General features: G+C 52.9%; 25 protein-coding genes. 11 read left to right on the top strand and 14 right to left on the bottom strand.

What is annotated here, in order from left to right:
* Positions 1 to 59: 59 nt before the first annotated feature.
* Positions 60 to 1,238 carry an RNA-guided endonuclease InsQ/TnpB family protein gene (locus tag TLL_RS10295; protein ID WP_011057867.1) on the bottom strand — a complete coding sequence of 393 codons (1,179 nt, stop codon included), beginning with the start codon at positions 1,236 to 1,238 and terminating at the stop codon, positions 60 to 62.
* A 51-nt stretch (positions 1,239 to 1,289) separates the two neighbouring features.
* On the opposite strand from TLL_RS10295, the gene tnpA reads away from it, so the two are divergent.
* The 5 genes from tnpA (at position 1,290) to TLL_RS10275 (ending at position 4,777) form a co-directional block, all read left to right on the top strand.
* Positions 1,290 to 1,688: an IS200/IS605 family transposase gene (tnpA, locus tag TLL_RS10290; protein WP_011057866.1), complete on the top strand. Its 399-nt coding sequence runs from the start codon at positions 1,290 to 1,292 to the stop codon at positions 1,686 to 1,688.
* A gap of 111 nt (positions 1,689 to 1,799) precedes the next feature.
* On the top strand, positions 1,800 to 2,408 hold the full coding sequence (locus TLL_RS10285) for a CorA family divalent cation transporter (protein ID WP_011057865.1): 609 nt from the start codon (positions 1,800 to 1,802) through the stop codon (positions 2,406 to 2,408).
* Positions 2,356 to 2,559 carry a CorA family divalent cation transporter gene (locus TLL_RS13570; protein ID WP_315862511.1) on the top strand — a complete coding sequence of 68 codons (204 nt, stop codon included), beginning with the start codon at positions 2,356 to 2,358 and terminating at the stop codon, positions 2,557 to 2,559. Before TLL_RS10285 ends, TLL_RS13570 begins: the two co-directional genes overlap by 53 nt.
* Positions 2,560 to 2,797: 238 nt before the next feature.
* Positions 2,798 to 3,700: a Tic22 family protein gene (locus TLL_RS10280; protein WP_011057863.1), complete on the top strand. Its 903-nt coding sequence runs from the start codon at positions 2,798 to 2,800 to the stop codon at positions 3,698 to 3,700.
* A gap of 9 nt (positions 3,701 to 3,709) precedes the next feature.
* Positions 3,710 to 4,777 carry an esterase-like activity of phytase family protein gene (locus tag TLL_RS10275; protein ID WP_011057862.1) on the top strand — a complete coding sequence of 356 codons (1,068 nt, stop codon included), beginning with the start codon at positions 3,710 to 3,712 and terminating at the stop codon, positions 4,775 to 4,777.
* On the opposite strand, the gene TLL_RS10270 is transcribed toward TLL_RS10275, so the two are convergent.
* Positions 4,774 to 5,841: a phosphotransacetylase family protein gene (locus tag TLL_RS10270; RefSeq protein WP_011057861.1), complete on the bottom strand. Its 1,068-nt coding sequence runs from the start codon at positions 5,839 to 5,841 to the stop codon at positions 4,774 to 4,776. The two genes, TLL_RS10275 and TLL_RS10270, sit on opposite strands and share 4 nt — an antisense overlap.
* 48 nt (positions 5,842 to 5,889) lie before the next feature.
* Positions 5,890 to 6,264 (bottom strand): type IV pilus biogenesis protein EbsA, encoded by a 375-nt coding sequence (ebsA, locus tag TLL_RS10265; RefSeq protein WP_011057860.1) that lies wholly within the window; start codon positions 6,262 to 6,264, stop codon positions 5,890 to 5,892.
* 138 nt (positions 6,265 to 6,402) lie between these two features.
* Between ebsA and TLL_RS10260 the strand changes: the two genes are divergently transcribed.
* Positions 6,403 to 6,735, top strand: coding sequence for a DUF760 domain-containing protein (locus TLL_RS10260; protein ID WP_011057859.1), 333 nt, complete (start codon positions 6,403 to 6,405; stop codon positions 6,733 to 6,735).
* 33 nt (positions 6,736 to 6,768) lie between these two features.
* Positions 6,769 to 7,197, top strand: coding sequence for a hypothetical protein (locus TLL_RS10255; RefSeq protein ID WP_011057858.1), 429 nt, complete (start codon positions 6,769 to 6,771; stop codon positions 7,195 to 7,197).
* On the opposite strand, the gene TLL_RS10250 is transcribed toward TLL_RS10255, so the two are convergent.
* Positions 7,194 to 7,493: a TM2 domain-containing protein gene (locus TLL_RS10250; RefSeq protein ID WP_011057857.1), complete on the bottom strand. Its 300-nt coding sequence runs from the start codon at positions 7,491 to 7,493 to the stop codon at positions 7,194 to 7,196. The genes TLL_RS10255 and TLL_RS10250 overlap by 4 nt on opposite strands.
* Before the next feature lie 109 nt (positions 7,494 to 7,602).
* Between TLL_RS10250 and TLL_RS10245 the strand changes: the two genes are divergently transcribed.
* Positions 7,603 to 8,886 (top strand): glycosyltransferase, encoded by a 1,284-nt coding sequence (locus TLL_RS10245; protein WP_231833769.1) that lies wholly within the window; start codon positions 7,603 to 7,605, stop codon positions 8,884 to 8,886.
* Here the strand turns inward: TLL_RS10245 and TLL_RS10240 are convergent.
* From TLL_RS10240 to TLL_RS10200, 9 genes are all read right to left on the bottom strand, one after another.
* On the bottom strand, positions 8,874 to 10,106 hold the full coding sequence (locus tag TLL_RS10240; protein ID WP_164920968.1) for an aminotransferase class I/II-fold pyridoxal phosphate-dependent enzyme: 1,233 nt from the start codon (positions 10,104 to 10,106) through the stop codon (positions 8,874 to 8,876). The two genes, TLL_RS10245 and TLL_RS10240, sit on opposite strands and share 13 nt — an antisense overlap.
* Positions 10,107 to 10,135: 29 nt before the next feature.
* The gene (gene cruG / locus TLL_RS10235) at positions 10,136 to 11,332 is read right to left on the bottom strand and encodes a 2'-O-glycosyltransferase CruG (RefSeq protein WP_164920967.1); all 1,197 of its coding nucleotides are present in this window, start codon (positions 11,330 to 11,332) and stop codon (positions 10,136 to 10,138) included.
* On the bottom strand, positions 11,329 to 11,649 hold the full coding sequence (gene minE, locus TLL_RS10230; RefSeq protein ID WP_011057853.1) for a cell division topological specificity factor MinE: 321 nt from the start codon (positions 11,647 to 11,649) through the stop codon (positions 11,329 to 11,331). Before minE ends, cruG begins: the two co-directional genes overlap by 4 nt.
* On the bottom strand, positions 11,646 to 12,449 hold the full coding sequence (minD, locus tag TLL_RS10225; protein WP_011057852.1) for a septum site-determining protein MinD: 804 nt from the start codon (positions 12,447 to 12,449) through the stop codon (positions 11,646 to 11,648). The genes minE and minD overlap by 4 nt, the downstream gene beginning before the upstream one ends.
* Positions 12,450 to 12,487: 38 nt before the next feature.
* Entirely contained in the window at positions 12,488 to 13,288 is an 801-nt protein-coding gene (gene minC / locus TLL_RS10220; RefSeq protein WP_011057851.1) for a septum site-determining protein MinC, read from the bottom strand.
* Positions 13,285 to 14,070: a hypothetical protein gene (locus TLL_RS10215; RefSeq protein WP_011057850.1), complete on the bottom strand. Its 786-nt coding sequence runs from the start codon at positions 14,068 to 14,070 to the stop codon at positions 13,285 to 13,287. Before TLL_RS10215 ends, minC begins: the two co-directional genes overlap by 4 nt.
* A gap of 25 nt (positions 14,071 to 14,095) precedes the next feature.
* On the bottom strand, positions 14,096 to 14,947 hold the full coding sequence (locus TLL_RS10210) for a Ycf66 family protein (protein WP_011057849.1): 852 nt from the start codon (positions 14,945 to 14,947) through the stop codon (positions 14,096 to 14,098).
* Positions 14,948 to 15,050: 103 nt separating this feature from the next.
* Positions 15,051 to 15,203, bottom strand: a complete 153-nt coding sequence (locus tag TLL_RS10205) for a photosystem II reaction center X protein (RefSeq protein ID WP_011057848.1) — start codon at positions 15,201 to 15,203, stop codon at positions 15,051 to 15,053.
* Positions 15,204 to 15,270: 67 nt separating this feature from the next.
* Complete coding sequence (locus TLL_RS10200; RefSeq protein WP_011057847.1) at positions 15,271 to 16,269, bottom strand: phosphodiester glycosidase family protein; 999 nt, start codon at positions 16,267 to 16,269, stop codon at positions 15,271 to 15,273.
* A gap of 187 nt (positions 16,270 to 16,456) precedes the next feature.
* Between TLL_RS10200 and TLL_RS10195 the strand changes: the two genes are divergently transcribed.
* Genes TLL_RS10195 through TLL_RS10185 form a run of 3 tightly spaced genes read left to right on the top strand, consistent with a single transcriptional unit; the run spans position 16,457 to position 19,769 of the window.
* Complete coding sequence (locus tag TLL_RS10195; RefSeq protein ID WP_164921213.1) at positions 16,457 to 17,443, top strand: cytochrome c oxidase subunit II; 987 nt, start codon at positions 16,457 to 16,459, stop codon at positions 17,441 to 17,443.
* A gap of 35 nt (positions 17,444 to 17,478) precedes the next feature.
* Positions 17,479 to 19,137, top strand: a complete 1,659-nt coding sequence (gene ctaD, locus TLL_RS10190) for a cytochrome c oxidase subunit I (RefSeq protein WP_011057845.1) — start codon at positions 17,479 to 17,481, stop codon at positions 19,135 to 19,137.
* Positions 19,138 to 19,163: 26 nt separating this feature from the next.
* A complete protein-coding gene (locus TLL_RS10185; RefSeq protein ID WP_011057844.1) occupies positions 19,164 to 19,769 on the top strand; it encodes a cytochrome c oxidase subunit 3 in 606 nt (201 codons plus the stop codon).
* On the opposite strand, the gene TLL_RS10180 is transcribed toward TLL_RS10185, so the two are convergent.
* The gene (locus TLL_RS10180) at positions 19,766 to 20,482 is read right to left on the bottom strand and encodes a DUF4079 domain-containing protein (RefSeq protein WP_011057843.1); all 717 of its coding nucleotides are present in this window, start codon (positions 20,480 to 20,482) and stop codon (positions 19,766 to 19,768) included. The genes TLL_RS10185 and TLL_RS10180 overlap by 4 nt on opposite strands.
* Positions 20,483 to 20,517 lie beyond the last annotated feature (35 nt).

Here is a 20,517-nt window from a genome sequence, read left to right as displayed (position 1 = left end):
CACCCGCAGTCTTTTTCAGGAGAGCTGATCAAGCTGGAAACGTTGACATACTCACCGCCCTAAAGTGCGATGATTCTTGACGCTTCACTGGGTGATGCTACCGAAGTAGTCTTACTCCCCCTCTGCGTCCATTTATAGTCGTGGCAATGCCCTATCCCGACTTTCTCTATGTTTCTTGCGGCATTTTCGTCTCTATCATGCTCTGCGCCGCAGTTTATGCATACAACAGAGCGAACGGATAGATCGATTTTGCCCCATTTAAAACCGCATTTTGAGCAAGTCTGACTGGTTGGCTCCCATCGATCAATGACAATGAACTCACGGTTTAGTTTTTTGCACTTAGCCTCAACTAAAACCCTGAATTCTCGCCAACCTTGCAAGCTAATTGCTCTAGCGAGTTTGCGGTTCTTCACCATTCCAGAGACATTCAAGTCTTCCAGCGTGATCACTTGGCTCTCGATAACCACGCGGGTAGACAATTTATGCAAGAAATCCCTGCGAATATCTGAAATCCGACTATGAAGCTTAGCGATTTGCAGTCTTGTTTTCTCGCGTCGTTTGCTTCCTTTAACTTGACGGGCAAGTTTGCGTTGTTTTCGCCTGATCTTTTTGTCTAGCTTCGAATAATCAGGGCCATCAATCTTTTCGCCTGTACTTAAAGTAGCAAACGCTTTAATTCCCAAATCAATGCCGATAGAAGGGTTAGTTGCAGGTTGATCAACTGGATCGATCTCGACCACAAAACTGAGAAAATATCGATTTGCAGCATCTTTAATCACCGTAACTGAGCTTGGTTTAGAAGGAAGCTTTCTTGACCAAATTGGTCTGATGTTACCAATCTTCGCCAGATAAACTTCTTCGCCTTTAATTGAAAATCCACAGGTAGTAAATCTGGCGGATTGTCTTTCTGTCTTCTTTTTAAATCTAGGAGGGTTGACCTTTTTGCCTTTTCGCCGACCTTTAATTGAATCGAAGAAGTTTTTATAGGCAACTCCTAAATCGGCAACAGACTGCTGTAACGGGACATTAGAAACATCAGACAACCATTGCCGCTCTGGTGTTTTCTTTGCTTGGGTAATTACTAGCTTTTGCAATTCACTAGTTTTTGGCAATTTATCAGATTTCTTGCAGATTTCCAGTGCATCGTTCCATACCACACGGACACACCCAAACAACTGAGCTAGGCGTTGTCTTTGTTGGTCTGTGGGATAGAAACGATATCTATATCTAGCTTTCATTGGTTGTGCTATAATTGGTCTGTAGCTAGATTATAGGTTGGTCTGCAGGCAATGTCAAGTCATCTTCGTAAAGGAAGGCAAAGCGTTACGGACCTAAAGATTCATTTGGTATGCGTGACTAAGTATCGTCGGCCAGTCCTTAGCGCTGAGGGATTAGAGCTGATCGAGAAATCGTTTCGAGAAGTTGCCATGAAGATGGATTTCCAGATTCTTGAATTTAACGGCGAGGAAGACCATGTCCATGCGCTAATTGAGTACCCTCCTAAACTTTCTGTTTCGCAGATTGTAAATGCGCTTAAAGGTGTATCTAGTCGTCGATATGGAAAAGCTGCACTACCAAAACCCCATGAAGAATCACTTTGGAGCCCTAGTTATTTTGCGGCATCTGTTGGAGGAGCACTGTTAGAGGTGCTTAAGGAATACATGAGAAATCAAAAAAAGCCGTCCTAAAAGGACGGGGCTTGTATCCCATTTCATTGGTCAACGTTCCGCAGTGCCCCAAAGTAGAACACCATGACGATTACATGCTTCTGATGACCCGCATGGTCACCCCCAAAGAAAATGAACGAAAATGAACAGGGCTTTTATACCGAACAGGTGAGCTTTGTCTTGGGGCAACAGGTCTTGCTCACCGTTCAAGAAGAACCCGAACGGGCCTGTTTTGAGATGGTGCGGCAGCGGATTCGGACAAGTCGTGGCATTATTCGCCGCTACGGCCCTGATGATCTGGCCGATGCCCTCCTTGATGCAATTATTGATGGCTTTTATCCGGTGCGGGAGGACTATGGCAAGCGTATTGAGGCGCTAGAGGATGCTGTTGTTACCCATCCCAGTCCCGCCATTCTCGAAGAAGTCCACCAAGTGCGCCGCGAATTACTGGCACTGCGCCGTGCCATTTGGCCGCAACGGGATGCTATCAATGCCATGATTCGAGATCCCAGCGCCCTCCTCTCGCAGGAAGTGCCTATCTATCGGCGGGACCGTTATGACCATGCAATTCAGATGCCAGATAGGGGGGAAACCTACCGTGAACTGGCGGCCAGTTTGATGGAGGTGTATCTTTCCTCCGTTGGCAATCAAATGAACGAAATGATGAAAATTCTGACGATCATTTTCGATGATTTTCATACCACTAACGTTTATTATCGCTATCTATGGCATGAACGTTGATCCCGATGCCTCTCACTGGAATATGCCGGAATTGGGGTGGTATTGGGGCTATCCGGCCCGCTGGGTCCTCATGCTCACATCGCGGGCAGTTTATTTTTCTTTTTCTGGCGCAAGGGCTGGTTCAAAAGTGCTACCCGTTTGCAATCCCTAGACCCTGAGCGCTAGTTCGGCGAAGACCCTAGAAACTTGCCCCTTGTCCACTGCGTCAAATTGGCTTAGGGTGGAAAAGCAAAGAGAGTACGTCATATGTAAAAATACCCACTGGTTTGGTGCATAAGTTTCGGTGTGAGTTAGGTACTACACATTGCGATCGCTACCCCTCTCCACAACTAAGGGACTGAATTTGGAAAGTTCACCTACTGCAATAGAGCATTTATTTAGGAGACTGTATGAAAAGATTGGCACACTTGGGTGTTTTGGCCGGTTTAGTGAGTAGCCTGTGGCTCGCCCCCGCTATTGGCCGCTACGGGACTGCCACCGCCTTGCCGGAAGAACAGGTGCTGCAGATTCTCAACAATGTGCCCGTTTTTATGATCACCAACGACAAAGGGGAGCCGCTGACATTTGAAATCCCTAACCCCCAAGATCAAAATAAGAAAACCCAAGTGTTTACCTTCTTTATTAGTCAGAAAGATGCTGAAGGCGCCCTCAATGCCATCAAAACGCAGCGGCCCGAGATTGGTGGTGTGGCGCGGATTTCTGCGGCTGCCCTCAGTGGTGCGGTGAAAATTGCCCTCGAAAGCCGAAAAAATCCTGTTGTTGGCGTGGACATTATCCCCTCAAAACCCCAACTGGAAGCGGCAGTCAATCTGCTCAAACAAAGTGGTGATTTGGTCGAGCGCGATGGCAAAATTCTGACCAAGGAGGGCAAACCGTTCAGAGGCGGTACTCCCCTCTTTTTCCTAGCGGATAGCAAAACAGGCAACCCCATTGCCGTAGAAGCACAAGTGCGCGAAAACGGCCAGACCCGCACGCAGCGGTTTATTCCCTTTTACTTTGATAAAATGCAACTCCAACGGGAAGTGGATCAAGCCCGTCAGCAGCGACCGGAACTGGTGAAGGATACGGGTATCCGCGTTGTCATGCTGGATAATTTGGTGGCAACCATGCTAAGCACCAACGATCCCGTGGCGGGTCAAATTCAACTGGTACAAACCCCTGAGGCGATTCAGTTTGCCCTGCAACAGAGCGGTGGCAATAATGCCCAGCGCCCAAACCAAGCGAATCAACCCGCTTCTCCCCAACGCCCAAATCAACAGGGGGGCGGTCAAGGTACAAATCGCAACCGCTAAGATAGGCTGATGCATGGGCCACGCCTGCTAATGGGGATTCTGTTCCTTTGCCTACTGTGGGGCTGTGCCCTGCCCCAAGTGCGAGCGGAGGAGCGCCTGTTTCTGAATGTGGGGGTGGAATTTCGCGGCGAAGTCCAATTAGCCGCCGGCAGCCAGTGGCAAAATACTGAGGTGGGAGGGCTGTCGGGTTTGACTTACGATTGGCGTCAACAGCAGTTCTATGCCATTAGTGACGATCGCCAGCAACCTCGGTTTTACACCCTCGAAATCACTCCCAAAACCATTACCCCCAAGGGCGTCACCTTTCTCCAGCAGACAAATGGTGAGGTGTCTCCTCCCAACACCGCCGACACTGAGGGAATTGCGCTGACGCCCGAGGGACACCTGCTGATTAGCAGTGAAGGGGTAACAGCCACAGCTAGCGCGCCCTGGATCAAGGAGTTTGAGCGCAACCCTGGACGAACCATTAGAGCCCTACCCATTCCCAAATACTATCTGCCCAATGGTCCGCAAGGGATTCGCAATAATCTTGGCTTTGAGGCGCTGACGCTTTCCCCGACGGGCGATCGCCTCTTTGTCGGTGTTGAATCTGCCCTTGCCCAAGATGTCCGCCCCAATATCCCGATTTACTGCCGCCTACTCCATTACCTGCGGGGGGATGTTGCCCCTGTGTTGCTGGCGGAGCATCTCTATCCATTGGATCCCTCCGAGGCGGTGTTTAATGGCCTTGTGGAACTACTTGCCCTTGACAATGGTGGCCATTTTCTCAGCTTGGAGCGCACCTACAGTCCGGGAGTGGGGCATGGCATCAAACTCTTTGAAGTATCCCTAGCAGGAGCGACCGATACCCTTGGCATGGCGACCCTGCCGGTTGATCTGGGCACCATCCGCCCTGTGCAGAAACGTCTGATTTTGGATTTCAAGACCCTAGGAATTCCCCTGACCAATTTGGAGGGGATGAGTTTTGGCCCCCCCTTGGCTGATGGGGCGCGATCGCTCTATATCATTGGCGATAACAACTTTGATGGCAAAACGCCGACTCAAGTACTGATTTTTGCCCTGCGCACCCAACACTAAGCCTCAACCGTCAGGAGCCCCAACTGGTGCAACAGGCGATCGCCATCCACGTGCTCCTGCATCATTTGCTGGACACACTGCACCTTAGCAATTTCATGGAGACGGACTTGACCAAAGGCGCGATCCACAATTTCCACCGCCGTCAGCGTATCCAGATCCACAGAGAGAATGGGAATTTCCAACTCTTCGGCACGGGCGAGAATAGCAGGGGAAGGCGGCAAATGCCCGGTGAGAATCAGACAGTGGGTGGAGGTCTCCAGGGCTGCCCATTGGATATCGGTGCGATCCCCCCCGGTAATTACCGCCATATTGTTCGCTTTACGGAAATACTTCAGGGCAGCACTGACATTCATTGCGCCAATGGTGAGTTCTTCTACCAGCAAATCCAAGCGATCGGGACGACACAAAACTTCGGCATTTAACTGGCGTACCAATTCTTTGACACTGACACTGCGCAGCAACTGACTGCGGGGCAACATACCAAAAACTGGAATTTGGCGGGCCTCGAGATATTGGCGAATAGCAGGCAAGGGTTGGGTCTCGCTTTCGGGAATATCGTTGATGATCACCCCCAATAGGCGATCGCCCAATTCCGACTTGGCCAAAAGGAGCGATTCCACCACCAAGGGAGATTCATAGCGCACCACCAGTAAAATCGGTGCCTCCAACACCGCTGCCATCTGAGCCAAGTCCAAATCAAACAGTCGCCCCTCTGCCAATGTTGCTGGCCCTTCGAGAAGCACCAAGTCTTCGCTGTTAATGCTGTGATAGGCCGCTAGGGCTTGGCGATAATCCTGCTGATCTGTGCCCGTCAGTCGCGCCTTGATGGCTTCTGGGGTCAGGGTGAGCAAAGTGGGCCGCACATTCTCTAGGTTGAGGGTTTTCTGTAAAAAGCTGACATCAGCTTCGGTTTCTTCGCTATCGGTGGTGGGTTGGTATGTGCCCAGGGGCTTACCATAGGCAATGCGCAGATGGCGATCGCGACAGAGCTTGGCCAAGCCTATAATCGTTGCAGACTTGCCGCTATAGGGAACAATTGAACCAATCAATAAATGCTTTCCCACCGTTGAGTTACTCCTGCCGCGACCCCAACCCTACTGAACACCCAAGCCTTACTCAAGCCGTAACAGCTTACGATAAAACGCTTTGGAAAAATCAGCAATCCGATATTTTTTATAGTTAATAATGACATCAATGAGATAATCCACTAGCTCAAACGTGGTGATAGACATTTCGTACTGCAGATCAGGAGAGTTATCAAAGGTCACCGTACAGCGGGATAAATCCGCCGGCAAGTTGGCGATCGTCCATGTGGCAACAAAATCAACATTGTTACCGCCTTCAATTCCCCGTTGTCCCTCCAACCTACCCAGACGGTAGAGGGCGATGCCCAAGGGAAGTAACGGACGCTTCTCAGCACGCATATAGGGGGCAAAGATATTGACTTCCCGAGGGTTGGCAGGCTGAAGCCGATCGAGGGCGGTCATGCAAGAATCCTTGTGTATTCAATCTCACCAACTGCTGAGGTCTATTCTACAGTTAGAGTAGGGAGCATGGGAGCCTTGACTTTAGGAGAGTATTTCGTTTTGGTAACATATACTTAACATCACTAACGAGCACTGCCTATGGTTTTTGATCCCGGAAACGCTAATTTCTACCAGTCTTCTACGGACGATGGGCAGCCCAATCTGCTCCTAAAGTACCTGCAAAGCCAATCGCCAGAAGTTTTGACCCGTATTGCCCGTTCCGTCAGTCCAGAAATTCGCCAAATTATCAGCCAAAACGTCCAAGGTCTCGTGGGCGGCCTTCCCTCCGAGGATTTTAATGTCCAAATTGCCACCGATCGCGATAACCTGGCGGGGTTATTGGCCTCAGCGATGATGACGGGGTATTTTCTGCGCCAGATGGAACAGCGCATGGAGCTGGAAATGAGCCTCGGCGATCTACCGATGCCCTAGGTCCTGCCAACATTCTTAATGTGAGTCTTGCTTGTGTCCGATCCTTGGCAACAGTTTAAGGCACTACCGTGGCGATCGCTAGTGCCCACAGGTCTTCTGGTTGCCTTGCTGGCAGCGCTGCTTGATACAGGGCTTTACTATATTGCGGGTGCCGTTACAGCGGTGCGCGAGGCACTGATCATCCTGCTTCAACCTCCCTTGGTTCTGTTACTCCGCCTGGGTGTGAGCATTGGCCTTGGGATGGTGGCAGTGATCTCCTTAGAGGTGTGGTTTAACCCAGCCCCTATCTATAGCGGCACCCTTTGGGCGTTATTTCTGTGTGTCCTAGTGGGCAGTCTGTTTTTCAGCTTTTTTGGCAGTACCTTGGGATTGCGGCCCCTATTTTTCCCTGTCACTGACGTGTTCCTGATTGGCACAGCCGTGGGGATTTTCTGGCAAGGTCGTCGCTATTGGCGGTACTAGGTTGATTTCTCAAGAGGAGGGGCCGGCAGCTTTGGAACCACCGCACTAATGTTGGGGTTAAAGGTGGCATCAAAGGCATCAGCCCCCTGAAACAAATACCACACGGCCTCAATGACACAGGCAATACGGGCAATGCTCCCTAGAGAACCCTGGGGCTCTGTCGAAAAGAGTAGCCCCAGCATCAGATAAATTCCTCCCCATAGGGGTTGGCGCAAATAAAACTTATGAAGTCCCGGAAGAAAGATGCCAACTAATGCTAAGAGAATAGCGATCGCGCGATTACGGTAGCCCATCATTACTCACTGTGAATGATTCTACAATGCGATATTCATAATGTGATAATGCGATACTCATAATGTGATATTCAGTGAATCTTTAACAAAATGCAACCTTGAGAAGCCTAGAGTGCCACAACCACTATCTGTTGCCGTCTTCATTTGTTTAGAATGGCAACCCCATGCCGGTGGACACGTCAAATGCTGGGAACGTTTTGCTGAAGCTGCCAGCCACTACCCAGAGCGGATCGACTTGACGATCTATTTCCTTGGTGCAAAACACCAAACCCTGGAGGTGGCGGCCAATGTTCGCTACCAATTGTTGCCGCCCCAGTTCAGCACGCACTCACTAGAAATCATGCGCCAAGGGGCAGGTATGACCGATGTCGCTCCCTTTCACTGGGCATTGCGCCGTTATTTACCCCAACATCAGGTGTTTCACATTACAGATACCTTTAGCTTTGCGCAAACAGTGCGCCGCTTTTGCCGCCAGCAGCGTCGTCCTCTGCTCAGTTCGATTCACACGGATTTGCCGTTACTGACCCGCACCTATTCCCGGGAAATTATTTGGCGTTTGAGTGGCCGCAGTAGGGGGCAGAAATTTTGGCGGTGGCTATGGCTGAAGCAACTACAGGTGGATCAGTGGTTTGGTTGCCAAGCCAAACGCAAACTAGCGGGCTTTATGCGTGCCAGCGATCGCGTACTGGTCTCGCGGCAGCAGGATGCCGACTGGCTGCTCACGTTTTTGCCCCCTGAGCGGGTGGCGTGGTTTCAGCGGGGCATTGATCGCGATCGCTTTCATCCGCGATTGCGCAATCCCCAATGGCTACGGGAGGAGTATCACCTGCCAGAGGGGCCGATCATCCTTTTTGTCGGTCGGGTGGATGCCAGTAAAAATGTGCTCCTGTTAGCGCGGGCAGCTCAAAGATTAGCTAACCAAGGAAAGGTGTTCCATGTGTTGATTGTGGGCGAAGGGGCGCAGGCTGTCCTGGTCAAAGACCTCTTGGGCGATCGCGTCACCCTCACCGGCAAGATACCCCAAGAAAAACTGGGGGCAATTTATGCCAGTAGCGATCTATTCGTCTTTCCTTCAGAGTCAGAAACGGGACCCAATGTGGTGGTGGAAGCAAGGGCAGCGGGATTACCGGTCGTTATTTCTGGTTTTGATGGTGGACGCAAATATGTCCAAGCTTCAGGGGAGGATGGAGTAGTGGTTTACAGTCGCGACCCCCAAGATTGGGCAGCCGCCATTGCCCCGCTGTTAGACGATACCCACTATCGCCAGCGGATGGGGGCACAGGCACACCAGATTACCCAAGCAACCTGCCCCACCTGGCGGGAAGCCTTTGAGCAGAGTATTTTGTGCCAATGGGAAGCAGTTGCCCAAGCCTACGGCTGGCCTCAAAAAACTTGAGCCTCTAGGAGGGCTTCTAAAATCAAAGCCATGTGGGTGTGGTGGGTCCCTCCCTGACAAAAGACAATATAGGGCGGACGCAAAGGGCCATCGGCAGACAGTTCCGAGGTGCTGCCATCAATAAACGTACCACCAGCCATGACCAGATCATCGGCGTAGCCGGGCATTGGTGCCGGTACCGGATCCAAGTAGGAACCCACGGGAGAGTAGCGTTGTAGGATGCGGCAAAAGGCAATCAGCTTTTCAGGACTGCCCAATTGGACAGCTTGAATGACATCGCGGCGGCGAGACAGGGGGGCAGGGTTGACTGGATAGCCCAGTTCATCAAAGACATAGGCCAATAGGTGGGCACACTTAAGGGCTTCACCGACCATTTGTGGTGCTAAGAAGAGCCCTTGAAAGAGCAGGCGATGTTGATCAAACGTGGCACCCCCTTCGTGGCCAATTCCCGGTGCCGTGAGGCGATAACTGGCCTGCTCAATGAGATCAGCGCGTCCTGCTAAATAGCCCCCCGCTGTGGCGATGGTACCCCCAGGGTTTTTAATCAGCGAGCCAGCAATCAAATCGGCACCGACATGGGGCGGTTCTTGGGTCTCGACAAATTCACCGTAGCAGTTATCCACAAAACAGACCACATCGGGATTCTGACTCTTGATCAGCTGAATCATTTTGCCGATGTCTTCGAGGCTGAGGCTAGGGCGCCATGTGTAGCCGCAGGACCGTTGAATGAGCACCATGCGGGTTTGGGGTTGAACACAGGTGGCGATCGCGCCCCAATCCGGCTCACCACTGGCCAGCAGAGGAAGCTCGCGATAGTGAATACCAAAATCCTTGAGGGAGCCCTGTCCTTGACCCCGCAGGCCAATCACCTCTTCTAGGGTGTCGTAGGGAGGACCGGCAAGGGAAATGAGCTCATCCCCAGGACGTAACACCCCAAAGAGGGCGGTGGCGATCGCGTGGGTACCAGAGACAAATTGCACCCGCACTAAAGCCGCCTCAGCTCCCATCACCTGGGCAAACACCCGATCCAGCACCTCTCGCCCCAAATCGCCGTGGCCATAGCCGGTCATGCTACTGAAGTGGTGTACCCCCAGTCGGTGCTGACGAAAGGCTGCCAGAACTCGATCTAAATTTTTCTTGACGCGGCCATCAATTTCCGCAAATCTGGTTACAAGTGCCCCTTGGGCAGCAGTTAAGAGTGATGTTCTCGTGAATGTCATCGCTCCGGTTAACTGATCAACAAAAAGCTCTAAGTTTGCGAACTGTAGGTTCGTCCTCGCCACTGCTTGGGGCGTTGCCAAGAGGAGAGGGTAATCCGCAGTGCCGCTAGGGGATCCGCAAGCGGTGATAGCCAAAAGAGCCAGCGCCCTTGACCCGTCTGCCAATCATAGACAGGAGCGATCGCCAGAGTCATGCCCCAGCGAATCAGCACCAGTAGGCCATTGAGCAATGTCGCCATCTCAAGAGGCAGGGTGGGAGTCGTCACTGCCAGGGCAACTAACCCCAAAACGAACAGGGGCAACGGTAATCCCTGGACTGCCCAGAGGAAATAGGCATCGCCCCACACTTGGGCAACTGGGGTGGCATCCTTCAGGTCCAGCGATCGCCCCCATTCTCGCCAAGTTTCTGCCATTCCTTCATACATGCGCACCTTGAGTACCCTTGATCCATCGCGAAAGGCCACCCGCGCCCCCGTAGCTGCTATGGCTCGCACCAACGTCACATCATCACAAAAGGAGGAAGCGGCAACCTGGTACCCCCCGATCGCTTCAAGGCAGGATCGCCGCACCAACAGGCACTGACCATTGGCCAAAAGCCGCTCCGGTTGCCTTGCCACAGGCGGAGCTGCACCAAAGCGATAGATCAAGGTTAACAGCAATGCCGGTTGCAGCCACCATTCACCCCCCCTCTTGAGGATAAAGCAGGGGGAGAGGGAAATGAGATCTAATTGCTCCCGCTGTGCGGTTTCCAAAAGACTGGCCACAAGGCCGGGCTGTGGTTGCGTATCCGCATCAATCCCCAAAATCCATTCGCTGTCAGGATGGGCACGACAAAAGCCCGTATGCAACGCCCAGGGCCGTCCCACCCACCCCGGCGGTAGGGGAGGATCAAACTCCACTCGCAGACGGGGATCCCCGTGTTGCGCCGCCTGTACAATCTCAACTGTGCCATCTTGGGAATGACTATCGACAATGAGAATTTCCCGCACTTCGTAGCCCTGGCGCATGAGACCCGCCAAACAGGGTTGCAATCGCTGCGCCTCATTGAGGGTCGGTACAATAATTGACACCTTGGCCAAGTTTTCTGGGCGAGAAGGCTGAGGGGTTAAGGGGGAAGGGCGTCGCCAACCCGACCCTAAACGGGCGATTAAAACAGCTGCCCAAGGTGCCTGTGCCACGATCGCGCCACTGGCGATCGCTGCTAGTCCAACTGCAACAGTACTCAACGCTCTTTTGCCTCGTTTTCTGGTGGGAAATTCTCTGGCAGCGGGGCATCCTCTGGGGACAGCTTCAGCCGTTTAATGGGTAAATTGGCAATCAGAGCCGTTGTCCGCTGATCCGACTCTAGGGAAACCGCTAGCCCCTCTGTTTCTAGCTCCACATACCGCGAGACAACCTCTAGAATATCTCGCCGCAGATTGTCTAGAATTTCCGGCGTCAGCGCCGTGCGATCGTGGGCCAACACCAGCTTCAGGCGCTCTTTAGCGGTGGTGCGACTGGGGGGAGTGCGGGTAAACAGCCGCTCCAGAAGTTCACTAATCATCCCTTTGCCCCAAACAAGCGTCGAATCCGACTAAATAATCCCCCGCTTGCCGCCTCGAGATCGAGAAACTCAACTTTTTCCCCCTCCAGGCGGCGGGCAATATTCATAAAAGCCTGTCCCGCCAGCGACGGCGACTCTGCCAAGACCAAAGGTTCCCCCTTATTGGTGGAAACAATCACCTTCTCATCCTCAGGAACAATGCCAATCAGGGGAATAGAAAGAATTTCTTGGACATCTTCAACGGACATCATATCGTTGGCTGCCACCATTGCCGGGCGCAACCGATTCAAAATGAGATGGCTATTGCGAATGCGGTAGGCCTCCAGCAGGCCAATCACGCGATCAGCATCCCGTACGGCGGCGATTTCTGGGGTGGTCACCACCAAGGCTTCCTGGGCGGGGGCAATGGCATTCCGAAATCCCGCCTCAATCCCTGCTGGACAATCAATGAGCACGTAGTCATAGTGCTTGCTTAGGGCGGATGCCAACTGTCGCATTTGCTCTGGGGTAATGGCATCCTTATTGCGGCTTTGGGCGGCGGGCAGCAAGACCAATTTATTGAGGCGCTTATCGCGCACAAGGGCTTGATCTAGGCGACACTGCCCCGTCAGCACATCAATGGCGGTGTAAACTATCCGATTTTCCAAACCGAGCAGTAGGTCGAGGTTGCGCAAGCCGAAGTCTGCATCAATGAGCACCACCGATCGCCCCAATTTGGCCAAAGCAACACCAATATTGGCACTAGCGGTTGTTTTCCCTACACCTCCTTTGCCCGAGGTAATGACAATCGTGCGCCCCATTGAACTCCCTAGGAATTGGCTTACTAGAATAGATTAGCTCAAGGTGCTGCGGATACGGCGAAGACTCGCCCCCAAGTATAGGCGGGGGCAATCTGAATCCCTTGGTCTGTGGCGTAGGCCACCTCTGGATAGGGAGGACGAGGGGGGTCCGGTGTGCGGGCCAATAGATCGGCAATCCGTAACTGTGTTGCTGCCATTTCGAGGGTCATAATCCGTGCCCCTAGATTACCCTTAGCGCCGGCGTGGGCAACGCCCCGTAAGCGGCCCCAAACGATAATATCGCCGGCGGCAATAATGCTGGCACCGGCATTCACATCACCAACAATGATCACACTGGCATCATGGTGAATTTCTATTCCTGATCGCAGGGTTGTTTTCAAATAGAGGGGATTGGCAGTGGCTTGTGAGGGGCCATCGGCCTCCTTAACCAGTAGGGGGGGCAGTTCCTCCTGTTGAACACTGTAGCCAAGGGTCGCAGCGGCGATCGCCGTCTGGCGGCGTCCCGTAATAATTCTGTCCAGTCGCAACTGATGCTCGCTGAGGGCCTCGGCCAACTGTTGCAGCTGTGACTGATCTAAGAGCCGCTGCCCACAGGCACAATCAACTGGTAAGGTCTCTGACCAGAGGTGTTCTTGACCGACAAGGTATAGTTGCAATTGTGGCCACAGATCAATCCAGTCTAAATCGCTAGGCAACGTGAGTCGGTAGCGTCCTCCACAGTGTTCTAACGTCAGGCCACTGACCAGCGGTGTACTTTGCTCAACCTCTGGAATCGCCTCGCTGCCTTCAGTGCTTTCTACGACCGGTTCCTCTACAGGGGTTGACTCCGCCTCACTCATGGTTTTTCCACCCGCAGTCGCTGTGTAATCAAGACCATGCCCGTATCCCGAATTAAGGCCACAGAGACCCAACGGCTACCGGGTTCTTGGGGGGCACGTCCCACCTTAAAAATGCCGCCGGCAGAGAGAAGCTCCAATTTCACCGGGCTGGGATTGGCGTAGGTTTGGGCATTGATGGGCTGATCGCTGGCCGCGCCAAGGAGAATCCCATTGCCAATGGGTTCTTGGACAATGGCATCAAGGCTAAATTCCTCGCCCGTACGCACTGTTTGGGGGAGCGAAAATTGAACCGTGGGCGGTGTTGCACCAACGGTGATGGTGGTTTTCTCGTTGGTAATGTCTTGGTGAATAATTTTGCCGTTGCGGATAACTTGGGTGGCTTGGAGAGTTCCCAGCAGGGTTTGGGGGCGATCGCTGGTGCCGCCCGTGCCTTCAATGGTGGTACTGATGTCTAGAATCCAGTCACTGCCCTGCTGTTGCCAACGATTGACTGTGGTACGGTAGCGGATATCGCGATAGGGTTGCCAAAAGGTGGGCAGTTGTTTGCGCAACATCTCCAGGGTGAGACCATCCCCTGTTTTGAACTCAGGGTCATAGAAAGCCAAGACGCTGTCTAAATTCTTTTGACTGGCGGCGGCATCCAAGCCATTCACCACCGCTTGCACCGATTGCGGCAGGGACGCCGAAGTGACTGGCCCTGGGGGAGCTGCCCAAGTCCGTCCTGAAACACCCCCACAAATTGCTGCCAAGCCAAGCACTGAAACTAAAAAATAGTGACGCATGGTCAACCGCCTTTGCTCCTAGGGTTTATTCATCGTCAAAATTGGCGGAGTTATCCTGCTCATCACTGGGAGGACGATCCAGGGGTTGATAGGGCACATACTCACTGCCATCGGTCGTGACTTCAGGACGGGGACGGGGAGGGCGGCGGCGCGTGGGGCGATCGCCCACTGTTGCTGTTTCTGTGGTAGGTGGCGGGGGACGGCGGGTGGGCTGGCGCGTTGGCGTCAGTGGACGATAGGGTTCATCCACAATCTCATCTGAGGGTGGTGCTGTCGGTCGAGGACGCCGTGAAGGGGGACGACGTACGCTGGAACGGCTGGGGGGGTCAGGACGAGGCGGGCTACTGCGCCGCGAGGGTAAACGTCCTACCGGCGGGGTATCCTCTACCTCCTCGTCTTCGTAGCGCGATCGCGACACATCGCGGCTACCCCGAATTCGCCGTAAGGGTGGGTACTCCTCCTCTTCCTCCTCATCGTCATAGGGCTCCAGCTCCTCTATTTCGGCCCGGTAGGTGTAGCTGCGGCTGACGGGCCGCTCCTCATCCACAATGGGGGTATTCCGCCGCGCCTGCTCTGTGGCCACTCGCCGCAAACGAATACTTTCGTAGGCAAAAAAGGCAGCGGTGCCCGTCAGCAGAAACTGGCCAAACAGCAAAATGGGGTCGAGGCGCCATCCTTGGAAAAAGAGAATCCCACCACATAGGAGTGCCACTGCGGCAAAGAAAATATCATGATCTCGCGCTAACTCCGGCTGAATCGAGCGCAGGAAATAGAGGAGGGCCCCAGCAACCGCGAGGCCAATCCCCAAAAGACCAGCAGGCCCAAGCCCAACATTAACAATTTGACCAAGGAGAGGGGAGAAGGAAAGATAAGTCATTTAACCCATTGACTAAAGGGGCAAAATAGAGAACGAGAGTCACGGCTTTATGGCCATGACCCTATTTTAGGGAGATTGCAAAGCCCACTACCAGGTCTGCTGACTATAAAGAACGCTGTACCTTATCAATCTGACTAATGGCGATCAGAACCGCAAAGGTTAAACCCAAAACCACGGCGCCGGACAATAGGCCAATAAAGAAACCTTTCAGGGAAGGGGTAATGGTCAACAGGAGGGAGGATGCAGACTGAATCATAGCTTTGCGTGTGCCGGTCAAAGTGAACACTAGGATTTTAACAAAATCTGGCCTTGGTTTTCAGGAATTAGACGGCGTCTCGCCAAGCCCGTAGTCGGGCAAGTAGTCGTTGCTGCAAGAACTCCCAAAACGCAAAGGAAAGGAAGGCTGGGGGACGATGTCGCGGTACTAAGCCAATGTTGGCGCCAACAGGTCTGAGGGATCGCCCCATGGCCATCGCTGTTTCCTGCGCCTCTTCCTCAAGATTAATCAACGTCAGCGCAGGAGCGGGTAGCCAACGCGCCAGTTCACAATAGCGATCGCGGGGATGATTTTTCACCTGCCCCTCCACGACCAAGGTGGCCGACTCACCCCCATCCATTGCCGTTGCCTCCGTTACTCCCTGCTGCAGTAGGAAGTCTTGAAGTTGCAAAAAAGAAAGCCCTGGTGAGCCACCATTCCCTCGCCCATCGCTGACAACAAAGACATACTCGTTCCCGCGTCTGCCAAGAATTGCCTTTGGGGAGGTGCGATCGCTACCATCAACGGGTAGCTTTCTGCCACCGTCTAAAAGCTGCTGCGAGCCACTGACCACATTAAAAGGCTGCTCTGGCAACCTGCCGCGATAAAACTCAATGCCTCCTTGGGCAGGAAAATTGACAATTCCTGAATAGCCCCCCTCATAGGGACGCACAACCCGACCATTGACAATGTAAGCTCCGGCAACCCCCGCTGGAATCGTACCTCGACCGCTCAAGCAGGTTTGCCGCAGGGCTCGGTAACTAATGCCCTCAGGATTGGACTCCCCCATGATCCATTTTTGATAGTCCTGAAAAGAACGCAGGGATTGAGCATTTAGCCAGCGGAAAAAATTGGTATTCATGGCTGCCACAGCGCCTGTACGCCGCGCAAAAGCTGCTGTTGTTTCTAAATAGGTATCTTGGCCACTGGCTGCCGGTTCTGTCATGACCACCCGATAGTCCGCCATCGGCGCAGCCACCATATACACCTGCGTTTGATCCACTCTATGGGTCGAGTAGTGGAGGCTTGCCAAAGACATCCCAGCTAAGGGAAAGACACTGAGCATTCGTCATCCTCCGCTAAACAATTGCTTGAGTCTTCTAGTCCTCAATGACATCGGGAAGGTCTTAATCTGTGCCCAGTCTGCCTCAAGCATCATCAATCAATCAACATAAATCTTTAGGTTCTTTTAACCCACATCCTTGGGGAATCTGCCTAGGATCAGGGTGGGATTTTCTGGACGCTTTGGCACCATGGAACAAATACCCGCTTCAATTTGGACACTGACCGCTGGTGTTGTGGTGACCCTGATTAGTTTTTGGGTAGGGCATCACCATGGCCTCTTGCCGGAGCAGGCCTCTGAGCAAGCTCCCTTGGTGGATAACTTCTTTGACATTATGCTCACCATTGGTACCGCCCTCTTTCTGGTGGTACAGGGTGCCATCATCCTTTTTGTGATTCGCTATCGCCGCCGTGCCGGTGAGGAAGGTGATGGACTACCCGTGGAGGGCAACCTACCCCTAGAGGCCTTCTGGACAGCGATTCCGGCTTTGATTGTGATCTTCCTTGGTATTTACAGCGTCGATATTTTCCAGCGCATGGGGGGACTGAATCCGGGGGATCATGCCATGCACTCGATGCATGCACCCAAGTCAGGGATGGCGGTTGTTGCCCAAGCCCCCTCGAAAACCACCAGTGATGCAACTGCCCTCTTAGCAGCGGCGCAACCCCCGGAAATTGGCATTGGGGCTAGCCCTGATGTTCAAGGCAAAGCCCCAGACCTAGTGGTGGATGTGGCGGGTATGCAGTATGCGTGGATTTTCACCTACCCCGACAGTGGCATTGTCTCCGGCGAATTGCATATCCCAGTTGGCAAGGATGTGCAGTTAAATCTCTCGGCGCGGGATGTCATCCATTCCTTTTGGGTGCCCCAGTTCCGCTTGAAGCAGGATGCGATTCCCGGTGTGCCCACTGAGCTGCGCTTTAAGGCCACTAAAGTTGGGACATACCCTGTGGTCTGTGCGGAGCTGTGTGGTGGCTACCACGGTGCCATGCGCACCCAGGTGATCGTGCATACCCCAGAGGATTTTGAAACGTGGCGCAGGCAAAACCAAGGGATAGCAACGGCACCAGTGATCCCTTCTCTGAGGGATCGCCATATCCATGAGATGGGCGTAACCGCGGAATTGGTGGCGCAAGTAGAAGCAATCGCCCACGACCCTTCTCCCGAAAAGCTTTAGCTGTCTTCCTAACTGTTGCATTCTTTGAGAGCGTTATGGCGCAAGCACAACTGCCCCTAGATACCCCCTTGTCCCTCCCTGAGCATCCTAAGGCATGGAAGTGGTACGACTATTTCACCTTCAATGTTGATCACAAGGTGATTGGCATTCAATACTTGGTTACCGCCTTTATCTTTTACCTGATTGGCGGCCTGATGGCGGTGGCTATGCGCACGGAGCTGGCTACGGCAGATTCCGACTTCCTCGATCCCAATCTGTACAACGCCTTTCTCACCAACCACGGCACGATCATGATTTTCCTGTGGGTGGTGCCGGCGGCGATCGGGGGCTTTGGCAACTACTTGGTGCCCTTGATGATTGGGGCACGGGATATGGCCTTCCCCCGTTTGAATGCCCTGGCCTTTTGGCTGAACCCGCCGGCGGGGGCCCTACTGTTAGCCAGTTTCCTGTTTGGGGGTGCCCAAGCGGGCTGGACCTCCTATCCGCCCTTGAGTACGATGACAGCCACCACTGCCCAGAGTATGTGGATTCTGGCGATCATCCTTGTGGGCACCTCTTCGATTCTGGGATCGGTGAATTTCATTGTCACCATCTGGAAAATGAAAGTGCCCAGTATGCGCTGGAATCAATTGCCCCTCTTTTGCTGGGCAATGCTAGCGACCTCTCTGCTGGCTCTAGTCTCAACCCCTGTGCTGGCAGCAGGACTGATTTTGCTGCTGTTTGATATTAACTTTGGCACCTCGTTTTACAAACCGGATGCCGGTGGCAATGTGGTGATTTACCAGCACCTCTTCTGGTTTTACTCTCATCCAGCGGTGTACCTGATGATTTTGCCGATCTTTGGCATTATGTCCGAGGTAATTCCCGTGCATGCCCGTAAGCCCATCTTTGGCTATCAGGCGATCGCCTACTCGAGTTTGGCCATCTGCTGTGTGGGTCTCTTTGTCTGGGTGCACCACATGTTCACCAGCGGTACGCCCCCTTGGATGCGGATGTTCTTTACGATTTCAACCCTGATTGTGGCGGTGCCGACGGGGGTGAAAATCTTCAGCTGGGTGGCCACCCTCTGGGGCGGTAAAATTCGTCTCAACAGTGCCATGCTCTTTGCCATTGGCCTAATGTCAATGTTTGTCCTGGGTGGTCTCAGCGGTGTGACCTTGGGGACTGCCCCCGTGGATATTCACGTCCATGATACCTACTATGTGGTGGCACACTTCCACTATGTGCTTTTTGGCGGTTCGGTGTTTGGTCTCTATGCAGGCATTTACCACTGGTTCCCCAAAATGACCGGACGGCTTCTTGATGAGCGCCTAGGGATTCTCCACTTTGTGCTGACGTTGATTGGCACGAACTTGACCTTTTTACCCATGCATGAGTTGGGGCTAAAGGGGATGCCCCGCCGCGTTGCTATGTACGATCCCCAATTTGAGCCAGTTAACCTGATTTGTACGATAGGTGCTTTTGTCTTGGCCTTCTCGATAATTCCCTTCCTGATTAACATCATTTGGAGCTGGAATAAGGGCAAAATTGCTGGCGATAACCCTTGGGGCGGTCTCACCCTAGAGTGGACGACCAGTTCACCGCCCCTGATTGAAAACTGGGAAGTGCTGCCCGTGGTTACCAAGGGTCCCTACGACTATGGCATTGAGCGGCGCCAGGAAAGCACTGATGAGGATCATGACGAGGAAGAGTGAAGAGTAGGACACTTTAGGAGCAAGCTATGCAAGGTACTGTTGAGTCTCAAGGGACGGCCATAGCGGTTGATCATGCCCATGAGCACCCTGATTTTCGGGTTTTAGGGTTGCTGGTCTTTCTCATTTCTGAATCCCTGATGTTTGGTGGCCTCTTTGCGGCCTATTTACTCCTGCGGGGCATGCATGAGCAATGGCCACCGGAAGGTACCGAAGTGGAACTTCTTGTGCCCACCATCAACACCCTCATTCTCATCTCCAGTAGCTTTGTTATCCACTACGGCGATGTTGCCATCAAAAAGGATGATGTTCGCGGCATGCGCAAATGGTATTGGATCACGGCGGCGATGGGGGCGGTGTTCCTTGGGGGGCAAGTGTATGAGTACCTCACCCTCGGCTATGGTCTGCGCACGAATGTCTTTGCCAACTGCTTCTATGTGATGACGGGCTTCCACGGTCTCCATGTCTTCATTGGCATTTTGTTAATTTTGGGGGTGATCTGGCGATCGCGCCGCCCTGGGCATTACAACGCCCAAAAGCATACGGGAGTGGCTATGGCAGAGATCTACTGGCACTTTGTGGATGTGATCTGGATTATCCTCTTCACATTGCTATATATCCTGACTCGTTTTTAGGGACAGGTCTTGAACTGGGGCGATCGCGGATCAAAGTTGCACTGATAGACCACGGGGGCTTGCCAACTCAAGGGAATTTCCAAGAGGTCACGGGTACCTGTAATTCCCTGCAATAAAAAGAGAATCAAAGCAAGGGAATTTAAGCCAATGTGAATCCGTCGCCACGTGAGCGATCGATCTTGGTAAATTTCTTTCACAATGGCCACAGAAAAAATCATCAGCATCACCGCCGCCAGACCAAAGTAAAAGTGGGAAACCCACCACTCGTCATCGCGGCGAAAGACCCCCGGCTGAAAGGCTAGGATGATCACCCCCATTCCTGAGAGCGTGGCAAAGACAGCACGCCATAGCTTCGATTGAGCGTGATACAGGAGTACTGTTGCCGCAATAGTGACAATAAACATTAGTGCCACAAGGACAACAGAGAGGGGCTGCAGCGTGTTCTTCTCCGCCTGCATCAGGAAGCCCTGAAATCCAAACACGACTGAATAGGCCAAGGCCACCAATGTGATACCAATGACGCCAGCGGCTAGGAGATTGCCCAATTTCACGTGCAAACTGCCGACTGTGGCAGGAATTGAGGGGGTGTTTTTGAGGCGACGCTGCCGCGTTTGCAGGGCAAAGAACGTCGTCATGCCAATCACGGGAAAAACAAATGTGCAGGCCAGGATGGGATGCAACAGCAAAATAATATCTTTGAGGTTGAGAAACATACTGGTTAAGAAGAATGAGTCCGGTTTTAAGCTAA

Origin of the sequence: Thermosynechococcus vestitus BP-1 (assembly GCF_000011345.1) — a bacterium.
Lineage (GTDB): Bacteria > Cyanobacteriota > Cyanobacteriia > Thermosynechococcales > Thermosynechococcaceae > Thermosynechococcus > Thermosynechococcus vestitus.
This window is presented reverse-complemented; position numbering and strand designations above follow the sequence as displayed.

Bases quoted from the DNA above. Each gene is read 5' to 3' on its own strand.
- TLL_RS10180 (WP_011057843.1), bottom strand. From the start codon at position 20,482: ATGTTTCTCAACCTCAAAGATATTATTTTGCTGTTGCATCCCATCCTG.
- TLL_RS10205 (WP_011057848.1), bottom strand. From the start codon at position 15,203: ATGATTCAGTCTGCATCCTCCCTCCTGTTGACCATTACCCCTTCCCTG.
- minE (WP_011057853.1), bottom strand. From the start codon at position 11,649: ATGATTAGTGAACTTCTGGAGCGGCTGTTTACCCGCACTCCCCCCAGT.
- TLL_RS13570 (WP_315862511.1), top strand. From the start codon at position 2,356: ATGATTTTCATACCACTAACGTTTATTATCGCTATCTATGGCATGAAC.
- TLL_RS10195 (WP_164921213.1), top strand. From the start codon at position 16,457: ATGGAACAAATACCCGCTTCAATTTGGACACTGACCGCTGGTGTTGTG.
- TLL_RS10280 (WP_011057863.1), top strand. From the start codon at position 2,798: ATGAAAAGATTGGCACACTTGGGTGTTTTGGCCGGTTTAGTGAGTAGC.
- TLL_RS10185 (WP_011057844.1), top strand. From the start codon at position 19,164: ATGCAAGGTACTGTTGAGTCTCAAGGGACGGCCATAGCGGTTGATCAT.
- ebsA (WP_011057860.1), bottom strand. From the start codon at position 6,264: ATGACCGCCCTCGATCGGCTTCAGCCTGCCAACCCTCGGGAAGTCAAT.
- TLL_RS10240 (WP_164920968.1), bottom strand. From the start codon at position 10,106: ATGACATTCACGAGAACATCACTCTTAACTGCTGCCCAAGGGGCACTT.
- TLL_RS10260 (WP_011057859.1), top strand. From the start codon at position 6,403: ATGGTTTTTGATCCCGGAAACGCTAATTTCTACCAGTCTTCTACGGAC.
- TLL_RS10295 (WP_011057867.1), bottom strand. From the start codon at position 1,238: ATGAAAGCTAGATATAGATATCGTTTCTATCCCACAGACCAACAAAGA.
- TLL_RS10200 (WP_011057847.1), bottom strand. From the start codon at position 16,269: ATGCTCAGTGTCTTTCCCTTAGCTGGGATGTCTTTGGCAAGCCTCCAC.
- TLL_RS10285 (WP_011057865.1), top strand. From the start codon at position 1,800: ATGAACGAAAATGAACAGGGCTTTTATACCGAACAGGTGAGCTTTGTC.
- ctaD (WP_011057845.1), top strand. From the start codon at position 17,479: ATGGCGCAAGCACAACTGCCCCTAGATACCCCCTTGTCCCTCCCTGAG.
- minD (WP_011057852.1), bottom strand. From the start codon at position 12,449: ATGGGGCGCACGATTGTCATTACCTCGGGCAAAGGAGGTGTAGGGAAA.
- TLL_RS10275 (WP_011057862.1), top strand. From the start codon at position 3,710: ATGCATGGGCCACGCCTGCTAATGGGGATTCTGTTCCTTTGCCTACTG.
- TLL_RS10250 (WP_011057857.1), bottom strand. From the start codon at position 7,493: ATGATGGGCTACCGTAATCGCGCGATCGCTATTCTCTTAGCATTAGTT.
- TLL_RS10210 (WP_011057849.1), bottom strand. From the start codon at position 14,947: ATGACTTATCTTTCCTTCTCCCCTCTCCTTGGTCAAATTGTTAATGTT.
- tnpA (WP_011057866.1), top strand. From the start codon at position 1,290: ATGTCAAGTCATCTTCGTAAAGGAAGGCAAAGCGTTACGGACCTAAAG.
- minC (WP_011057851.1), bottom strand. From the start codon at position 13,288: ATGAGTGAGGCGGAGTCAACCCCTGTAGAGGAACCGGTCGTAGAAAGC.
- TLL_RS10215 (WP_011057850.1), bottom strand. From the start codon at position 14,070: ATGCGTCACTATTTTTTAGTTTCAGTGCTTGGCTTGGCAGCAATTTGT.